This is a genomic window from Photobacterium carnosum, from assembly GCF_002849605.1.
GTDB classification, from domain to species: Bacteria; Pseudomonadota; Gammaproteobacteria; order Enterobacterales; family Vibrionaceae; genus Photobacterium; species Photobacterium carnosum.
The window spans coordinates 13,811-33,362 of the sequence record NZ_NPIB01000014.1 but is presented as its reverse complement, the minus strand read 5'-3'; the positions used below and the strand labels follow the sequence as shown (position 1 = coordinate 33,362).

Here is a 19,552-nt window from a genome sequence, read left to right as displayed (position 1 = left end):
TACATATTTATGGTCAATTATTTACCTTTGTTTAACTAAAGGTTAGCAACTAAAAATATTGTGCTCAACACTAAATAGATCATGCAACAATTATCAGCTCAGCTAGCCATGTTCGGCGAGATCAGGCAGTGTTTGATATTGCGAGTTGGCAAACAGGACTTGGTGGTGTCATTTTTGATAGTGTAAGTGTTGCAGACAGACCATTATCAACTTTAGTTATTCCAAAAAATAAAGAATTAGTCGGCAAATACCGTGATGGGCTTCAAGTGTATGGTTTATGGCGCTATCGCTCGTATCCTTTACAGCAACGTTAAAATAGACTATTACATTACTTAAGTAACTAATTAAAACTGAATGAATTTATCTATATAAATACGCTAAAAATTATTATCATTAGCGTATTTATACTACCATTTTTATATTTATTATTCCGACAACATAGTGTCTTTATTAAAATAATTATTACATATTCTATAGTTGCATCTCACGAATTGAATTGCCTATTATAAATGTAATAAAAATATGTGATATGCTGGTTCATGTATAATATTGACACTTAATCAAACATAAGGAATGTATAATGCCACTCGATTTCATTATTAATTTACTCTCAAGCCCACAATTATACCTACTAATATTTATTGTTATTACGCTTAAATTAAGTATTATTTTTGTACCTCAAAATGAAGCATGGCTTGTTGAACGTTTCGGAAAATACCGCTCCACCAAAGAAGCGGGTTTGAATTTTCTTATTCCTTTTATTGACAGTATTGGCGCCAAACGAAGCCTAAAAGAAACGGCTGTCGATGTACCGTCACAATCAGCTATCACAAAAGACAATATTAGCCTTGTTGTTGATGGTGTACTTTATTTTCGAGTTCTAGATCCTTACAAAGCAACATATGGTGTTGATGATTATAGATTTGCCGTTACTCAACTGGCGCAAACCACCATGCGTTCTGAATTAGGTAAAATGGAATTAGATAAAACATTTGAAGAACGTGATCTTTTAAATGCTAATATTGTTGCAGCTATAAATACCGCATCTGACCCTTGGGGCGTTCAAGTACTACGCTATGAAATAAAAGACATTGTGCCACCAAGCTCTGTAATGGAAGCAATGGAAGCTCAAATGAAAGCAGAACGTGAAAAAAGAGCGCAAATTCTTGAATCTGAGGGTGATCGTCAATCTGCTATCAATATCGCGGAAGGTAAAAAACAAGCTCAAGTATTAGCGGCAGAAGCAGATAAGCAAGAACAAATTCTTAGAGCAGAAGGTGAAGCTTCAGCAATTTTAGCGGTTGCCGATGCACAAGCACAGGCATTACGCACAATAGGTGAAGCGGCTGATACTGAACAAGGTCAAAAAGCAATTCAACTTGAATTAGCAACGAAAGCCATTGAGGCAAAAAAAGCCATTGCTAAAGAATCTTCAGTTGTTTTATTGCCAGAAGACTCAACTAGTGCAAGCTCAATGGTTGCGCAAGGTTTATCAATTATCAATTTGATTAATAAAGCTCAAAAAAATAATTCTTAGAGCTAAGGGGCGATATGTTTAGCAATATCCCACAAACATTAGTGATATTGGGATTACTCACTCTTATCATTGAAGTGTTAATTCTGGGTTGTAGTACCTTTGTACTGCTATTTTTCGGCATTGCCATGTTGATCACCAGTGGCTTAATTTACATGGGTATGCTAGAGGCGAATTGGATAACGACGATTTTAACCTTAGCCATTATAACCTTAGTATTAGCCATTGTACTTTGGAAGCCATTAAAAAAATTACAAAACAAACCCAGTAAAACCGATATAAAGAGTGATTTTGCTGTTATAACATTTGAACTAGAAAAAGATTTATTACCATCAGAACGCTATACCTTTAATTACTCAGGTATTCAATGGTTACTTAAATCAAACACCGTAATAGAAAAAGGTGTAACCGTTAAAGTAGTAAAAAAAGAAGTTGGTGTTTTATGGGTTGAACCAATAGATAAGCTAATAAAATAAAGCTTGATATTACAAAATCTAATAACAACGTAAATAGATAAAGCCGTTAATATTTCTTAACGGCTTATTTCTATATTAAAAATGATATATTTCATTAATCAACAAGCTCTGTTTTTTCTAATAACTTACAAAACTGATGTTTAATAATTGTCTGGCTAATATAAATCACATTGATTGTGTCATTAAGATAGGTATAAGCTAACCGAAATACGGCATCTTTAGCGGCAACAATCTTATATTCATATATTTTCAAACCACCACACCGAAATTGTCTTGCTGTCTTTATTTTTATAGACTGACTCGCAATTAATAGTGGTAAACGCTCTCTGACATCTTGATAAATAATAGTTTGATATTGCTCGTGTAAATGAAAAAATTTACGTAAATGTCGATTTTCACTGTAAGTGATATTCATCATCAATGCATCTTGTAAATTACAATAGTCTATTACGGTGATTTACAAGATCATAGTTTGAATACATTAAATGCCCCTTAAAAAAAAGTGAACATTATTCACGATTTCACCGATCATAAACCACTAACTTTGTACCACAATATAATTGTACCAGCAAAAAAGAACATGCTAATAGACTAAAACAAGGTTTACTTTTTTAGATAAATTATCAAAATAACTGTGTCTTAGTATAATTAACATTATGCTGTTTATGCCATACAGATTCGTTTCTTGATTGCATAAAAAGCCATGGTAGATAACAATAGCGAACAGTATACAATTCTCAATGTAAGAATCTAATTATGACTATTGATCCAACAGCATTACTGGCAATGATAATGATCTTTTTAGGATCTTTTGTACAAACAGCTATTGGTTTTGGACTTGCTATCGTTTCAGCCCCGATTCTTATTATTATTGCACCCCAGTATGTCCCCGCCCCTATTTGTCTAGTTGCCCTCTTTATCTCATTACTTAATAGCTTAAAACATCGCAATAGTATTGAATTAGGCGGATTAAAAATGGCCATCTTAGGACGTATTCCAGGATCTATTGCAGGTGCAACGCTACTCGTTTTTGTTTCAACACAAAGCTTATCATTATGGGTAGGTTTATTAGTATTACTTGCCGTTTTTATTAGTATAATGCCATTTAGAATTGAGCCAACCCCAAAAAGAATGGTTATTGCAGGATTTTTCTCAGGATTATTTGGCACTAGTTCAGCGATTGGTGGCCCACCGATGGCTATACTGTTACAGCACCAGGAAGCGAATCAATTACGGGGGAATTTGTCGGCTTTTTTTGTATTTAGTTCGATTATCTCTTTAATAACCTTAATTCCCGTTGGTTTTTTAAATATCGACAAATTATGGCTAACATTACCTTTACTGCCCGCAGCATGGGCTGGATATTGGTTAGCATTAAAAACAACCCAATCGTTACCTAAACAAACGATTCGTTACGGTGCATTAACGCTATGCTTAATTTGTGGTTTTATTGCAATATACAAAAGTTTAATATAGTTAATCTATTAGCGCACTTTTTTCATTGGACATTGAAGGAATAAATAATGTCATTAACTACTCAATTATTATTGTTTGCTGACGTTGTTCATCAAGGTTCATTTTCAAAAGCAGCGGCTTTACATAACATGGATAATTCATCATTATCAAAAAAAATTAAAAAATTAGAAATAGAATTAGGCGTTCAACTTTTAAATAGATCTACACGATCATTTTCATTGACGTCTGCTGGTGAGAATATTCTCGAACAAACGATTAAACTTAACGATATCTTAGATGATATCCAACTTATTGCGAAGTCATACCAATCACAGCCCAAAGGTATTTTACGTATTACATCTCCAATTTACTTTGGACAAAACTACTTACAACCTGTCATTTCGTGTTTCATAAACAAATACCCTGATATCCAAATCATCCATTCACTTGATGATAGAAAAGCAGATATTATTTCAGAACAATTTGATATTGCATTTCGACTTGGAAAACTAACTGAATCTAATTTAATTGCAAAAAAAATAGCAGACACCCATTTTATTTTAATTGCTTCTTCTGCTTTTGTTCATCGTTATGGTTTTCCCCAATCAGCACAACAACTAACCCAATTACCAGCTATTGTTTACAATAATATTGATGTGACGCTTGATCAATTACAGATCAAAGACAATATAACAGATACCGATTTTATTACTTACAAGATGCAAGCTAAATATAAAGTCAGTGATGTAAAAACGATGATAAATGCAGCCAAAGATAGCTTGGGATATGCGTTAATAGATTTGTCTAACTTAGAAGATTCACTTGAGAACCTAGACTTAGTACAGCTATTACCAGAAATGACAATATCACGTTCAAACACAGCAATTTATGCTGTATACCCTCACAGAAAACAGACGATGTTGGTGAAAGAATTTATTCATGCAGTTCAAGAACACATTGGCACCCCACCAAGATGGGAAGCTTATTTACCTCAATAAGTAGGCTTATAAAAATGATAACGTTTGAATTTAGAGTCTATTCAAACGTTATCATCGCGTTATGTTAGCAATATTAAATAACGGTAATAACATCAGCTTCAGCTAAACGCGCTTTTGGTAAACCGAAGTTATAATCTTGTCCTTCTAAAGGATATCCCATAGCAAGAGCAACATCACAAACATAACCACCAAGTTCATCTTTAAAAGCTGAACCAATCAATTCTGAATCAACCCCTTCCATTGTTGTTGACGCAATACCCAATCGAGCAAGAACATGCAATACGTTTCCTAATGCGATATAGCTTTGCGCTTTTGTCCAATGACCATTAAATCCATTTTCATCGGTATTTAATTCAGCAAAACCATAAGCGCCATCTAACATATCATTATATTTTTCTGCTGGTAAATGTCCTGATGACACCTCAACATCAACCACATGGCGGTAGTCATCTTTAGTATAAGAAGGGTTATATGCAAACAAAACAATATGTGATGCTTCTGTTGCATGGTGTTGATTAAATTGGAATTTATTTTCGAATGTTTGATAAAAGCGCTGTTTTGCCTCATCACTTTCAAGAACAATAAACTTCCATGGTTGAGAATTAATAGATGAAGCAGATAAACGAATTGCTTCTTTAATGACATCCATATTTTCAGCGCTAATTTTTTTAGTTTTATCGTATTGCTTTGCAGTATAGCGGCTATTAAGATCGGTAATAATTTGATGTTGCATAATAATATCTCTATTAACTCATTGATGCCGCAATAATAAAGATAAACAGCGTTTTAATAAATAGTCTATACAACCAAATATTATGGATATTTTTTACCATAATACAAACAAGATCCAAATGACATTAAAATCAGATTATTGCCACCATTCGGCGATGGTACGTTCAAGTTATGCTTTTTGGTGCCGCTATTGCAATATATAAAAGTATGAGTTAAATAAAAACCGAATAAAAAGTAGGAGACAAAATACGCCTCCTACTTTAAAAATGCTTACTACTTAATCAATATTGACTCTATACACTACACTGCCACTTTCACCGGGTTTTAATGCTCCTGTTAAGAACCACTTCACACCACCTTGATAACCACTAGTATTCAACGGCGCAATGGGTAGAAAGCTACACGTTAACCCTGATGGAATAGTGCCACGACTACAATTAATCGCACTATTAAGAGATGTATATGCTGGCACTGCATCAAAAATCATGACTTCGGTAATGTCACCACTACCTGTATTGGAAAAAATAATAGTATATTCTACGATGTCACCAGGTTTACCACTGTTACTAATGCCATTACCATTAGCATTAGTTATATTCGCAACTTTTTTCTCTAGTTTCAGTGTTCCTGCCCCCGAGAAAACGGCACGTACTGTATCTGAATCAGCCACCGTTTTCACAACACCATGTCCGGTGGAAGTCGTGTCATCAAATACCATTACTGCTTTAATCGTGTAATTAAATAAGCTATTCAATGGTGCATCAGCGGGAATAAAGACTTGAACAACTAAACAAACATTTTTATTCGTATCAGCATCAACGTTAATACTATTAATAATAGTCTGATTATTATTTAATTGATCATCACAATCTATATTATGCTTCAGTACTGTGCTCCAATCATTATTCACTGGAGTAAGGACCTTATCTACAATAGAAAATGTAACACTACCACTTGTATTAACGCTAAAATTATGATGAAAAACAATCGTTTTACCTGGTTCAACTTCAGAATAATTATCGGGATTCATAACCGGTTGTTGCACTTTACCAAAGTTGATGTTTTTAAGACTATCACCAGCTGATACAGTCACGATCATCTGGCTATCTGTTACTGTACCGCTTATAACTTGTGAATGGCCACCGTCATTTTCACTAATATCAATCCATTCCGCCTGAGATACCACATCAAGCATAAGATTTTTACCCGCAAGAACAACAGGAATAATTAAACTATATTGCCCTGAACCGCTACTAATATCAGTCGTAATAACATCACCTGGATTAAAACCAACAGCAGCGACAGGCTCATTAAACAGCACCCTGACAGTAAAGCCTGCAAGACCTGTTTCATTGCCATCCATTATGCCATCATGCGCAGCAAGAGCGGCTCCAAGTGCATTATCTTCAAATACGGTACCATTTAAAACAATATGATTAATCAACCTAAATTGGTAATCTTCAACTTCGCCATCAGGGGCAATACTGGCCGCGGTATTACAAACACCAGCCGCACTACAAAGACGGAAACGCATAATGCTATCACCGTTATAGGCATCTGTTTGTGCAGGATCGATGGTTATTTCAATATTTGTTGTCAGCTGACTAATGACTTTATCGTTCTCAATTTGTTCATCATTATCATTAAAATCACCATCACCATTAAGATCAACAAAAACATTTAAGAAACCAGTTGTAGCGGGCACTGTCACTGTAATCTGAGCAGGAATACCCACGGTAATCGATACAGGAACATTAACGCCGTCATCTTCAAGATCGGTATCAGCGGCACTACTTCCTTTGGTGCTTAATTCACTATCCCATAAACTACCTAAAGTAAGATCTTGACTACCATTAAGGGTGATATCGAGATAATCATGTCCTGCAATACCATAAGATAGAAGAGCATCACCATAATCACGTGAGTAATAACAACCTGCTATATCTTGGTCAACAATATTAATATCTTGTCCTGCGGCAAAAAAAGTCATTTTTTTAGTTAATACATTTATTTTATATACTGCCGACTTATTAATTAAATCATAGCTACCATCTTGATTGGTATCATGATCACCATTATTAACAAAAGCATAAATATTATAACTTTTATCCGCAATCAAACCGCCCGAGATTGCTTCCCCACTACTATCTCGTGGAAATAAACCGCCGTTATAAGTCATATTATATTCAGTAACAATACCTTGCGTTGTAATAACCGACAACTTTCCTGTAGTCATCTTTGTAGCATAAATCATATCGATTTCAGTGTTAACGGCAATATCACCATCATGTATATATTGAGATAATGGAATAACGTCAAATTTACCCGATACTAATGATATTTTTATCAGCCCTTTTAGAGTCGCTGAAGATACATAAAGATATAATCCATCACTTGAAATATCTCCCATCGTCACACTACCAATGGCATTGCCGCCAACTGTTAACGCTAGTGCATCACCATCAGCAAAGGTGATCACACCATGGTTAGAATGTGTTATTGATTGTGCGCCATTAGCGGTTATTGAATCTAAACCAATAAATGAATTACCACTGCGATCAGTACTAAATAAGTAGGCATTACCCGCACTGTAAAAAGTACCATAAAAGAGCCCTTGTATTCGATTGAAGCCAAGGCTATTAATATCAGAAACGGTAGGATGACCAGAAATAGAAATAGGTGACGACAATGCTGTAAATGCCATTGGATCTGAGGTTGGATCTAATTGCGATAATGCATAGTTATTACCAGCAGTCACGTCCGTTTGAAGCACTACATCACAGGTTGTATTAATAATTAAATCAGTAAAAAATAACCGATAATCTTCAACTTCACCATCATAAGAAATACTATTTGGCGTATCACATGTTGTATTCAGACTACAAAGACGAACACGTAAAAAACTATAACCTAGTACAACATTATTAGGCATTGTAATTGAATATAACTTACTGCCAACTATTGCAGTATTATCATTAATTACTTTTTCAGAAGCCTCCCATACACCATTTTGATTAAAATCAACCCAAGCATGAAGTTGACGTCCATTATCAATCTCTTCTTGAATTTCAATGGTTAAATCAAGATTATTATTGATATTGATAAAAGATGAAGAAAATGTCACACCATCATCATCAGCTAAATTATCGTTATCATCAGCTAACGCCAATTTATCTTGTTCATTGATATTAGGATCCCACAACGTACCTAAACGAAGATCCATAATATAATTACCGTCACTATCCGCTTCGCCATGAAAAGCATCGTTATTTGCTAATAATGCATCACCCCTATCACCTTGTAGCACATCCGTCGACATTGCATAAATATTACTTAACCCAGTATCATCTTCAATATAAACACTGATATCACGGTTTCCAATAATGCCACTGTTATTCTGATAACGAATAGCTTGCATTAATCCAGAAGCTGTTGTGGTTGTTGCCGCATCATCAATAAAATTAATCTGTAATGGCTTTCCGACACCATTGTTAATTATATCAATTTCACCAAATAAAACCCCTTCATAATAGACTTTATTTTGAGCATCAACTCGAATTTCACCCGCACCATCACCAACCGATTCAATAAAGGTAATTTCATTTGCAGCATCTTTATACGCCACATTAATTTTAAGCTGACCACCATTTAACGTCACACTATCAATATCTGTCGCTACTGCATCAGCGTTAACATCTAAAGAAGCAACAAGCCCCATAATATATAAAGATTTATCGCCATTAATGTTTAAAATTTCAGGTGCATGAGGATCAGGCACAATATAGGTTACGGTAAAATACCCATGAACATAATTATTGGTCGTATCTATAACTTGAAATGTCATTGGATAAATACCAGGATCTAATCCTGTACCCACTTCACCTGGTGTAAATGTAAATTCATCAACCCCAGTTTCAACCAAAGCACCAGAGAAATCACCTAAACTCATGACATCAATATTCGTCCCTGTAACATTAAAAGTATAGCTATCTCCTTTTTTAACAATGACTTCACTGTCAGTTAACGCTATATAACTAACGACAGGTTTATCAACTAAATTAAATAATACATCGAAATGTGTTTTTGATTTGATAACCCCATTATCATCAACATCTTCGACAACAATGCCGGCACTATATAAACCTTGGGCTAATGTACCAGAATTACTCCATGTTAAAACACCCGTACTTTCATCAATTGTTAAACCTGGAGGGTTGACACCATTACCCATTTCACTCGTATTACCGACACGGAATTTAATATTATCGCCATCAGGATCTAATGCTGGAATTTTAATCGTAAAGTTTGTTAAAACCGAACCATCAGTCTCTTGTTGAGGAACTTGAAACAATATCGGAAAATCAATGAGCGGTGCACGATTACCGCCTTGGACTAATATTGTTGACTGTATATTCCAATAACCACCAGAGTTATTATTTAAATTGATGCGACAACAACTACCATAATTAGCAAAATAGGTTGTATTGACATCAATATTTTTAATTTGGGTTTCTGATACTTCTAATTTATATTCGCCATTGATAATCTGATTTGTAATTATACCTAGATACGTTTTACTCCCCCCCGAAACAGAGACACGATTACCATTACAATCTGATCGATTAACATGACATGCGGTTTTTAATGTGATAATTACATCATTTTTAATACCATCGGCATCTAAAGCTACTGGTGACCATGTTATACCACCACCACGCCAGTGTGCCGCGTGAATTGCTGTAGAAAATATAATACAAAAAGTCATTAGTATAGTGAGTATACTAAACGTTATTTGTCGACAATCATTATCTCTTTTGAAGATCATATCTCACCATCTGACTAATTTAGAATGATGAGATAACATGCATATATTAAACCAACAATAATCAAAAATGAGAAAATGCCAATTAACTGATTTTAAAATAAAAAAAACAAACCGATCTTGTTTTATTTTTTCGAATTGCAAAATGAACATTTTTTTATGTATTGTTTCTATTTTGATTATTACTTTTCAACAACATTAAGCACCATAACTAAAAAATCGTTCATCACACTGGAAAAACATACCAACAAACGATAAATTAGAGCAATACGTGTTTCTTCTTAACTATCGTGCAGACAATGATTCAATCAAATGTTTTACTTCGTTATCCATCATTACGAACTTTTTTCAATTTAAGAACCAATATTGCAGCGCTTAGCTTTGTAAGCTGCTCTATTCCATTATTTTTAATGGGCCATGTCACCATGGGGATTGCTTTCTCACTTGGTAGTATTAGCTGTGGCTTTGCTGATACTTCTAGCGTGACAAAATACCGCATTTTTGATTTTATGATCGCCTTGCCCCTCTTTTTCTTTATCAGTTTAGGCATCGAAGTTGTCTTTCCACATTCGTTATTATTTGTAACTTCATTGGCAATAGTCAGCTTTGCACTGTTTATGCTCGCAGTATTAACACCTCGGTTAGGGGCTATTGGGTTCTCTGCGATTCTATTGGCTATTTACGCGATGTTATTACACTTAGAAGGACGTCCAGTATGGCTAGTACCCCTTTGGCTAACAGGAGGTGCGGTGTGGTATATTTTCTGGCAGGCATTAGCAATCTATTTTCTTCCAAATCAAGAATCAAAAGATATTTTATCGGACCTTTATCAAAAGTTAGCGAAAAAGCTGATGCTTCACGATCAAGCATTCATCTTTGCTACAGATAAAAACCAGTTATTTATTAAATCAGCCCAGTTTCGCTCACAAATAGCGACTTTATCTCATACTCTTGAATACCGTATTCATCAGCAATTTTGTTGTGGTGAAGACAGCGCCAAGCTACAAGATATTTACCGGTTTTTAAAAATAGCAGAGCGTATTAATGAACAAACACGTTTAATGTATTTCACTTCAACACCATTGTTAAAACAACATAGTCAACAATGGTTAGACAGTATTCACCATGCAGATCAACAAATTAGTCAGTATTTAGCGCAAGTTACTGTCAATAATGTACACCATTTACACCTGCCAGAAATTGACTTTAAAACATTACGCCAATATCAGGTAGCAGCAGAAGCACAAAGTGAAGCCATTACAGCACATTCATTTATTAATAAATTAGATATTATTTATCTTTTATTACAAGAACTTAAAAACGAATCAACATCAGTAACGATAACAAATCAAATCATCTCTAAACCCATTGTTTTAACGTGGAAATGGAATGATATTGTTTCAAAACTCATCAGCCAAATGACACTGAAATCAAGTTACTTCCGTCACGCACTGCGTGGAACATTGAGCCTTACCACTGGTATTATTGTTGTTCGTTCGTTGAATCTTGATTTTGGCTTTTGGACATTAATGACCAGCTTATTAATATTACGTCCAAATTTATCCATGACATGGACGCGATTGTTACAGCGTCTTACCGGAACCATTTGTGGATTAATCATGGTCGGCGGTTTACTGCACTTTCAAGTATCAATGGATATTTTACCCTTTGTCTTCTGTATTGCCGCTGTCCTATTTTTTCATACTTCCGCGCGTCATTATGGGTTTGCGGTCTTCTTCGTTACCTTGTTTGTATTTGCGGGTTTCTCGCTTAATGGGCAGGGAGATAACATCATGCTGCCACGGTTAGATAACACCGTATTAGGGGTATTTATTCCTCTCATCTTTGTGTTTATTCTCACTCCTGGCTGGCAAAAGAAATCATTTCCGACTCAACTCTCAGCCACTATCAAGGGTTATACTGATTACTTGATTAGCTTTCATCTTTACTTATCAAATAAAGATCCACAGCACAGCGAGAAATTACAACATCATTTCCAAGATTGTGTTGTCTACGATACCAACTTATTTGATCACTGGATGGGATATTTAGGCGAACCACAACGTAATTCACAAACCAGTGAACACATTCTTCTTTGTAGCCGTAGTTCTAATATTATTTTACGAATATTAACGCAAATCAATGAAAATAAAGAACAAATAACACTCAACGATCAAATAGAATCTGAAATAAAAAGTGCAACACATTCATTAATACAACTTCAACAACTATTACAACAAACATTAAATCATACTGAGTTATTCAAACATATTTCTAAACAAGAACAACTTATTTATCAATCATTTACTTACATTGAAGATGAAATATATCGGCTTGATAACAATCAGTTAATCGCATTACTAGCAAAAGAAATTGCCTTATTTCTTAATGCCATCGACCATCAAGCACAATAATAATTGTGGCGTCATTATTCATAATAACAGTACGTTATTTCGCTATTAAACCAGCCATAGTGCTGGTTTAATAGCGTTATTTAACGATAAGCTGTTAGAATTGCGCCCTTAATAGCATCAGAAGTTAAGGACAGAATAATGCTAAAAAAAACGCAACTGTGCGGTATTGTTATTGCTTTAATCGCTTCCAGTTCAGTATGGGCTGCGGATCAAACCATCACGCTTAAAGATGGACGCCAAGTTATTCTGCATGATAACTTTACTTGGCAATATAAAGCACAAACTAATAACTCAGCCACCAACCCTACTCTCAAAACAACAACAGCAACAGCAACAGCGATTCCCGTTATCGCAACATCAGCGGTAGCGATTCCCATTATTAGCGCCCCCAAAGGTGTTGACGTTGAATTAGGAACCACAAAAGCCATTCAACAACTCAGTGACAGTGGTATGGATGTACTGTTAACGGCAGCACATTACGAAGATGGCACACTGATTATTCCAACCATGATGACAAACCAAAGTTCAAAATCAGTGGTTAATGTCACCATGAAAGTGCGTTTAAGTAATAGTGACGGCCAAACAATAGCCACAGACGAGTTCATAGTATGGCGCTCAATTAACCGTATGCCAGATACCTATTTCCGTCCGAAGACACAACATCAAGGCAAACCGATCACCTTTGATGTACCTAAAGCTGAACGTTACTTTATTGATGCTGAAATCACTGATGTTGATATGAGATAACCATAAAATTACAATAAAAAGCTCAAATCATGGTTTAAATTTGAGCTTTTTAGTCACTAATTATGATATATCTGACAATCTATTCACTGCTAATGCTAATTTCAGTAATAATGCCAAAGTGATCTGACACCACATCATAAAAATCACCATTAAAGATCGTTTGATGCTGCTTTACTGAAACTTGTTGATTACTAAAGATATAATCTAACCGTAATAATTGGTTATTTTGCTGCCAGCCATCAATATTTTTAACAACGGTTATACCTGTATCTTTCGTTTTTGCCATGGTATAACAATCAAATAAGTGACGTTGTAACGCATAATCATAACCTTGATCGCGAAGATGACTAGGGTTATTAAAATCACCTAATAAGAAGCTCAATCGCGATGATAACGTCGCTGTAATTCGATTTAAATGATCAGCAAACGAACCTTGTTCATCATTCCACCAGCCGCAATGGCAATTATAAAAATCCAACTCTTGTTGTTTGTAAGCCACTTTAATACGTACAGCGCGACGATGTTTCCAATTACTGACATCATAATGATCACTTAAATCGATCACTTGATGCTCAATAATGGGTAAGCGGGTTAAAAAAGCCAATCCTTCTTGATAAACGTCATAACTTTGATGAACAAAATCCCATGTTAGCTGATAATCATGCCCCAATTCGGCTAATTTTTGCTGTAATAAATAGCCATAATTATCGCTGTGTACGGGATGATTACCGCATATCTGTTCATTTACAACAGCGCTAAGATGGTGTTGGTTAACCTCTTGTAATGCAATAACATCACAATCTTGATCAATAATAGCTTGAGCGACGATGGCTAATTTTTGTAATTGATATTGTTCTTGCCAACTGTGAGTATTTAATGTCAATAACTTCATAAATCATTCACTTACTAATGATGTATTGAGATAAAAAAGCGTAGCATTTCCACTACGCTTATCAATAATGTCATTTGTTACAACAACTCGTTAAGCCATCGCAAACTTATCAATTAATGCAGATTTAATCACATCAACACCTGGGCCATAAATAGCTTGAACCCCTTGATCTTTAATGACCAATCCTAACGCACCGGTTGACTTCCATAATGTATAGTCAGCCACTAATGCTGGATCTTTAACTGTAATCCGTAGACGTGTCATACAAGCATCAATCTCTGCGATATTTTCACGACCCCCTAAATTTTGAATAATGATTTCAAGCTTGTCGTCTTGTGACATCCCTTCTGCTTTTTCATCAATATAATTACCAGCACGTCCAGGGGTTGGTAGATTAAATTTAATAATAAGCAAACGGAATAACGCATAGTTGATCGAAAAGAAGGCAATACACACCATCACAAAGCTAATCAAGTCGCCACCAATGCCCGCAGAAATCATCATCGGAACACGTGTAATCAGTTCAATCAGACCAAAAGCATGCACACGTAAATCAATCAAATCCACCAGCGCAAAAGCCAATCCGGTTAATATTGCATGTGCTACATACAATACCGGTGCAACAAACATGAACATAAATTCAATCGGCTCAGTGACACCCGTTAGCAATACAGCTAAACACGCTGAGAAGAACATTGGCTTATATTGCAGACGCTTATCACTATCAACACAATGGTACATCGCAAGACCAATACCAATTAAAGAAGACGCTGCAATGATCACTTGACCCGCTTTAAAGCGCGCAGGATGAACCGTCGCCAATAGATGTTGATAAGCCGCTGGATCGGTTAATTTAAGGTTATTTAAATCACTCACCCATGCAAGCCATAATGGATCTTGACCATAAACACTTGAACCCGCACTTGGTCCGGTTAATAACTGATATGTTCCACCCAGTTCGGTATAATTCATAGGAATTGTTAACGTATGGTGTAAACCAAAAGGCAGCAATAAACGCTCTAAGGTGCCATAAACAAACGGAGCAACAATCGGTGCGCTATCTTTTGAATTTGCGATCCACTGTCCAAATTCATTTAATGCACCTTGTACTAATGGCCAGATAACCGCGAGAACAAACGCGATAATCACTGAATAAATAATCACCATAAAAGGAACAAAACGTTTGCCGTTAAAGAACGCTAACGCTTCTGGTAAACGCGAGTAATCATAGTAACGGTTATATAAATTAGCCCCAAGATATCCTGATATAATGCCAATAAATACGCCCATATTGAGTGTTGGCGCGCCTAAAATTGTTGTGAAAAATTGAGATACAGGCAACTCAGAACCAAATAGACTCATGACAGTAGCATGAGGATCATTCATCATGCCGCTACTTACACCGAAAATAACCCCCGTGGTGCGGTTAATCAGTATAAAAGCAATCACGGCTGCAAATGCACCACCCGCCCGCTCTTTGGCCCATGAACCACCAATCGCAACGGCAAATAACAGGTGTAAGTTAACAATTACGCCCCAGCCAATATTTTCCATGATATGGCCAATAGTTTCGATAGCACCAATGCCACCAGCATACATAGCAACCACTTTACCCAGCGAAATCATAATACCGGCGGCTGGCATTACTGCGATCACAACGATCAGTGATTTACCAAATCGTTGCCAAAAATCAAACGAAAGCAATTTACTCATAACGATGTCCTTGATTGAGAAGGCAGGTTAACGTCATCACTGACCTGCCATAAATATAACTATTGTTTTTTCACAAACACATAAGCGGCATAAGCTGGTGCTAATTGTGTGGTCATAAAGTCACTACAGGTGGTGTCATTATTTGGCGTTTGATTATCGAGAATGAGTTCCCCTAGCTGAGTAACATCAAGATCAACGTTGGTATCGTGATCACTTAAATTCGTAATAATCGTCCACGTTCGATCTGATTCAATACGTTGATAAGCATAAATATTGATATCGTTTTCTAGTAATAATTGATAACGACCTGTAATCAAACTTGGGTTATTTTTTCGAAGGGCGATTAACTGTTTATAAAACTGTAAAATCGAGTGCGGGTCGCGCTGTTGTTGTTCAACATTAATATCGGTGTAATTAGGGTTAACAACCAGCCATGGTGTCACCTCTGAAAACCCACCAAAAACACTACTATTCCACTGCATAGGTAAACGGCTATGATCACGCGAGACTTGATTTAGCAGATCTAATATTTGTTGATCTGTTTTTCCTTGCTGTTGTAATTTAATGATTAAATTTTTAGCCGACACATCATTAAAATCATCTAACGCAGTAAACGTATGATTAACGATGCCAATTTCTTGGCCTTGGTAAATAAATGGCGTGCCTTTCATTAGAAAATAACAGGCGGCTAATGCGGTGGCACTGCCATACCAATAATTAGGATTAGCAAACGTATTAATACTACGGGCTTGATCGTGATTTTCGAGATATAAAGCATTCCAGCCTTTACCTTCTAACGCATTTTGCCAGCGGGTTAAAATTTGCTTAAATTCCACCACATCAAACTGCTTACCATTTTGCTCTTCCGACCACAACTTCATGTGTTCAAATTGAAAAATCATATTAAAGACGCCACCTTTATCGTTTTCAGTGGGTTCAGCAACCCACGTTAACGCATCTTGTGCCGCTACCCCATTAGCTTCACCGACAGTGACAATATCAAAGGGAGCAAAAGCTTGGTCTCGCAGTTCATATAAGTGCTGCTCAATACCATCAACATTCATGTGGTAATCAAACGAAGACACATAATCATCACCATTAGGGTTAGGTAATGATGGTAGATTAGGTTGCTTTTGAATATGACTAATGGCATCTACTCGAAATCCATCAATACCACGCGCTAGCCACCAATGGATCATGCTAAATAGTGCTTGTTTTACTTCAGGATTTTGCCAATTAAGATCGGGCTGTTTTTTAGAGAATAGATGTAGGTAATATTGCGCAGTAGCAGCATCATATTGCCACGCACTGCCATGAAATATACTTTCCCAATTATTAGGATCATTGGTAGGACTTGTCGGGGTTGGAGCACTACCATCGCGCCAAATATACCAATCACGCTTAGGATTAGTTTTGCTTTGGCGTGATTCAATAAACCATGGATGCTCGTCACTGGTATGGTTAATCACTAAATCCATGATGATACGAATACCGCGCTCATGTGCAGCACTGATTAAACGATCAACATCGGCAAGGCTACCGAAATCTGGGTGAATAGCTTGGTAGTCACTAATATCGTAACCATTGTCATCATTAGGTGATTGATAAAATGGACAAATCCATACTAAATCAATACCAAGTTCAGCTAAGTAATCCAGTTTGGTAATAATGCCAGCAATATCACCAATACCATCTTGGTTGCTGTCAAAAAAACTACGAGGGTATATTTGATAAGCAGTCGCTGCTTTCCACCACGCAAGTGATGTTGCTGACGTATTATTGAGGTGATTCATCCATTTAACCTTACTAAACATATACTGCATATTTGTATGTGTTACCGATAACACATACGGTAAGATCGAATGTAGTGATATGCAAAAGGTTTTTAAATGAATTGAGAGCTTTCTCTAATTTTTAACTCAAATTGACCTTCACAAGAACTTGAATCACGCTTGATTAGCTTCTTCACTGCCTGATAGCCCATTTGATAATAATTAAATGCTACCGTTGTTAAACTTGGCACTAATAAGTCGCTATAGTCATAATCACCAATGCCTACAATCCAAATATCATGGCCTATTTTTAGGTGTTGTTCTTTTGCAAGACGATACAAACGAATAGCAATATTGTCAGTAGCGCAAAAATAAACTTGATTAGGTTGTAGTGTAACCGTTTGATAAGCTTCTTTTTGTTCAGAATCAGCTAATGCTTGTAAAGAAAGAGGTAAAGCTGGAGCAATATGATTAATCGTGGTTTGCATCAGTTGGGTACGTAATGAAAGCATACGCGCATCATAAATATAATGGATGGCCGTAAAGGGAGCTTGCTGTTGTTGTAACTGATGAATGGTATGAGAAACGAGTGCCGTTATCGCTGCTTGTTCGGGATAATATAAGCAACAATGATCAGAAATTTGCTTTCCAATAAAGATTAAATTTTCTAGCCCTTTATAAAAAGGTTCTTCGATACTGTGCTTTGAAGCAATAACAATCGTCCCCAATGCATTAAGGCCATTGAACTCGCTTACAGCTTGGCGCTCAGATTCATGACTAAACCCTGTCGCATGAAATAACATTCGAGCATTAGATTCATTTGCCGCCGCTAACGCCCCTTTAATCACTAAGCTAGTCGTGTAAGATTCAATACGCGGTGCAATAAAACCAATAATATTAGATTGACTACGAATAGAGCGTGCAAATTTATTCGGGGTATAATGATTTTCTTTTACGATCGCATCAATTTTAATGCGATTTTCTTCTGATACATAACCACTATTAAAATAACGTGACACTGTCATTTTAGATATTCCAAGCTGCTTTGAAATATCAGCCATCGTCATTTTTTGCGCCATAACACTTTCACTACAATAATCAATATTATTACTATAGTACCCAATATATTGACAAAGAATACAGCACTAACGTTAATCTATTGAAAAGTAATAAAACTATGGTGAGTTCCATTCAATAACAACAGTAAAATTGTAAAGATTTAGCAATATATTCCCCTCTTTTTGTTACCAATAGAAAAACACCAGCCTTTGTTGGGCTGGTGTTTTTTATTCTTAGTACTTAAACGTACCACGAATAGGATAGTTATTGTCTGGATTACGGATCCATCCAATACCATTTACTAATGATTCTAATTCTGGTCGAACAAATGGATTATTCGATAGATCAACAATCTGCAATCCACCATTTTCATTAATAACAAATAATGCAGGCTCAGAGAAATTATGATCGGTTTCCTCCTCTGAGCGTGGAATCGAAATATATAATCCCAATGTTTGCATTTGTTGCTCAGTTAAACCGTAAGCAATAGGGAAACTGATCGTTAATTTTTCAATATGCTCTTCTAACTGTTGTTTTGAGTCAGCAGAAACAGCAATAATTTCAACGCCTGAATCTAACAACTTTTGTTTATAGCTTTCTAATTCATTAAGATATTTTGTACACAACGGACAATGTTTACCTCGATAAACAAATACCGCTTGCCATGTTGCATTACCTTGTGGCTTACCTAAAGTAACAGATGAACCATCCAGTAATGTCACTTGCATTTCTGGGAATAAATCACCCGCATTAAGTTTTATTGAAGTCGTCATATTGAATCCTCGTTAGAGATCATTAATATATGTGCCATTTCTTTGTAACAAGCATGTTTATATATTCAAATGAAAATGGATATTATTAAACATGAACGCTAATAACAAAGATAATGATTTAATATTTATGTAAAAAAGGAATAAGCAGACAAGTTATTATTAATA

General features: G+C 35.8%; 14 protein-coding genes and 1 pseudogene. 7 read left to right on the top strand and 8 right to left on the bottom strand.

Features of this window, described 5'->3' with window-relative positions; genetic code table 11:
* Positions 1-74: 74 nt before the first annotated feature.
* The 3 genes and pseudogenes from CIK00_RS12110 to CIK00_RS12100 all read left to right on the top strand — a co-directional run.
* Positions 75-314, top strand: a pseudogene (locus tag CIK00_RS12110) (transporter); the annotation flags it as partial.
* 266 nt (positions 315-580) lie between these two features.
* The gene (locus CIK00_RS12105; protein ID WP_202820812.1) at positions 581-1,537 is read left to right on the top strand and encodes an SPFH domain-containing protein; all 957 of its coding nucleotides are present in this window, start codon (positions 581-583) and stop codon (positions 1,535-1,537) included.
* A 14-nt stretch (positions 1,538-1,551) separates the two neighbouring features.
* Positions 1,552-2,010 (top strand): NfeD family protein, encoded by a 459-nt coding sequence (locus tag CIK00_RS12100; protein ID WP_101769112.1) that lies wholly within the window; start codon positions 1,552-1,554, stop codon positions 2,008-2,010.
* 94 nt (positions 2,011-2,104) lie between these two features.
* Here the strand turns inward: CIK00_RS12100 and CIK00_RS12095 are convergent, their stop codons facing one another.
* Positions 2,105-2,428, bottom strand: coding sequence for a hypothetical protein (locus CIK00_RS12095; protein WP_101769111.1), 324 nt, complete (start codon positions 2,426-2,428; stop codon positions 2,105-2,107).
* Between the two features lie 338 nt (positions 2,429-2,766).
* Between CIK00_RS12095 and CIK00_RS12090 the strand changes: the two genes are divergently transcribed.
* Complete coding sequence (locus CIK00_RS12090; protein ID WP_101769110.1) at positions 2,767-3,486, top strand: sulfite exporter TauE/SafE family protein; 720 nt, start codon at positions 2,767-2,769, stop codon at positions 3,484-3,486.
* Between the two features lie 47 nt (positions 3,487-3,533).
* A complete protein-coding gene (locus CIK00_RS12085) occupies positions 3,534-4,463 on the top strand; it encodes a LysR family transcriptional regulator (protein WP_101769109.1) in 930 nt (309 codons plus the stop codon).
* A gap of 73 nt (positions 4,464-4,536) precedes the next feature.
* On the opposite strand, the gene CIK00_RS12080 is transcribed toward CIK00_RS12085, so the two are convergent.
* Both CIK00_RS12080 and CIK00_RS12075 read right to left on the bottom strand, forming a co-directional pair.
* Positions 4,537-5,196: a nitroreductase family protein gene (locus tag CIK00_RS12080; RefSeq protein WP_101769108.1), complete on the bottom strand. Its 660-nt coding sequence runs from the start codon at positions 5,194-5,196 to the stop codon at positions 4,537-4,539.
* Positions 5,197-5,472: 276 nt separating this feature from the next.
* Positions 5,473-10,020: a GEVED domain-containing protein gene (locus CIK00_RS12075; RefSeq protein ID WP_101769107.1), complete on the bottom strand. Its 4,548-nt coding sequence runs from the start codon at positions 10,018-10,020 to the stop codon at positions 5,473-5,475.
* A 296-nt stretch (positions 10,021-10,316) separates the two neighbouring features.
* Between CIK00_RS12075 and CIK00_RS12070 the strand changes: the two genes are divergently transcribed.
* Positions 10,317-12,431: an FUSC family membrane protein gene (locus CIK00_RS12070; protein ID WP_233426561.1), complete on the top strand. Its 2,115-nt coding sequence runs from the start codon at positions 10,317-10,319 to the stop codon at positions 12,429-12,431.
* A 138-nt stretch (positions 12,432-12,569) separates the two neighbouring features.
* Positions 12,570-13,178, top strand: a complete 609-nt coding sequence (locus tag CIK00_RS12065; protein WP_101769106.1) for a DUF3157 family protein — start codon at positions 12,570-12,572, stop codon at positions 13,176-13,178.
* A 79-nt stretch (positions 13,179-13,257) separates the two neighbouring features.
* Here the strand turns inward: CIK00_RS12065 and CIK00_RS12060 are convergent, their stop codons facing one another.
* The 5 genes from CIK00_RS12060 to CIK00_RS12040 all read right to left on the bottom strand — a co-directional run bounded on the left by CIK00_RS12060 (position 13,258) and on the right by CIK00_RS12040 (position 19,387).
* Positions 13,258-14,070 carry an endonuclease/exonuclease/phosphatase family protein gene (locus CIK00_RS12060; protein ID WP_101769105.1) on the bottom strand — a complete coding sequence of 271 codons (813 nt, stop codon included), beginning with the start codon at positions 14,068-14,070 and terminating at the stop codon, positions 13,258-13,260.
* A gap of 90 nt (positions 14,071-14,160) precedes the next feature.
* A complete protein-coding gene (locus CIK00_RS12055) occupies positions 14,161-15,783 on the bottom strand; it encodes a PTS transporter subunit IIBC (RefSeq protein WP_101769104.1) in 1,623 nt (540 codons plus the stop codon).
* A 59-nt stretch (positions 15,784-15,842) separates the two neighbouring features.
* Positions 15,843-17,576 carry an alpha-glucosidase gene (locus CIK00_RS12050; RefSeq protein WP_101769103.1) on the bottom strand — a complete coding sequence of 578 codons (1,734 nt, stop codon included), beginning with the start codon at positions 17,574-17,576 and terminating at the stop codon, positions 15,843-15,845.
* 92 nt (positions 17,577-17,668) lie between these two features.
* The gene (locus CIK00_RS12045) at positions 17,669-18,634 is read right to left on the bottom strand and encodes a LacI family DNA-binding transcriptional regulator (RefSeq protein ID WP_101769102.1); all 966 of its coding nucleotides are present in this window, start codon (positions 18,632-18,634) and stop codon (positions 17,669-17,671) included.
* A 213-nt stretch (positions 18,635-18,847) separates the two neighbouring features.
* Positions 18,848-19,387 carry a redoxin domain-containing protein gene (locus CIK00_RS12040; RefSeq protein WP_101769101.1) on the bottom strand — a complete coding sequence of 180 codons (540 nt, stop codon included), beginning with the start codon at positions 19,385-19,387 and terminating at the stop codon, positions 18,848-18,850.
* Positions 19,388-19,552: the final 165 nt, after the last annotated feature.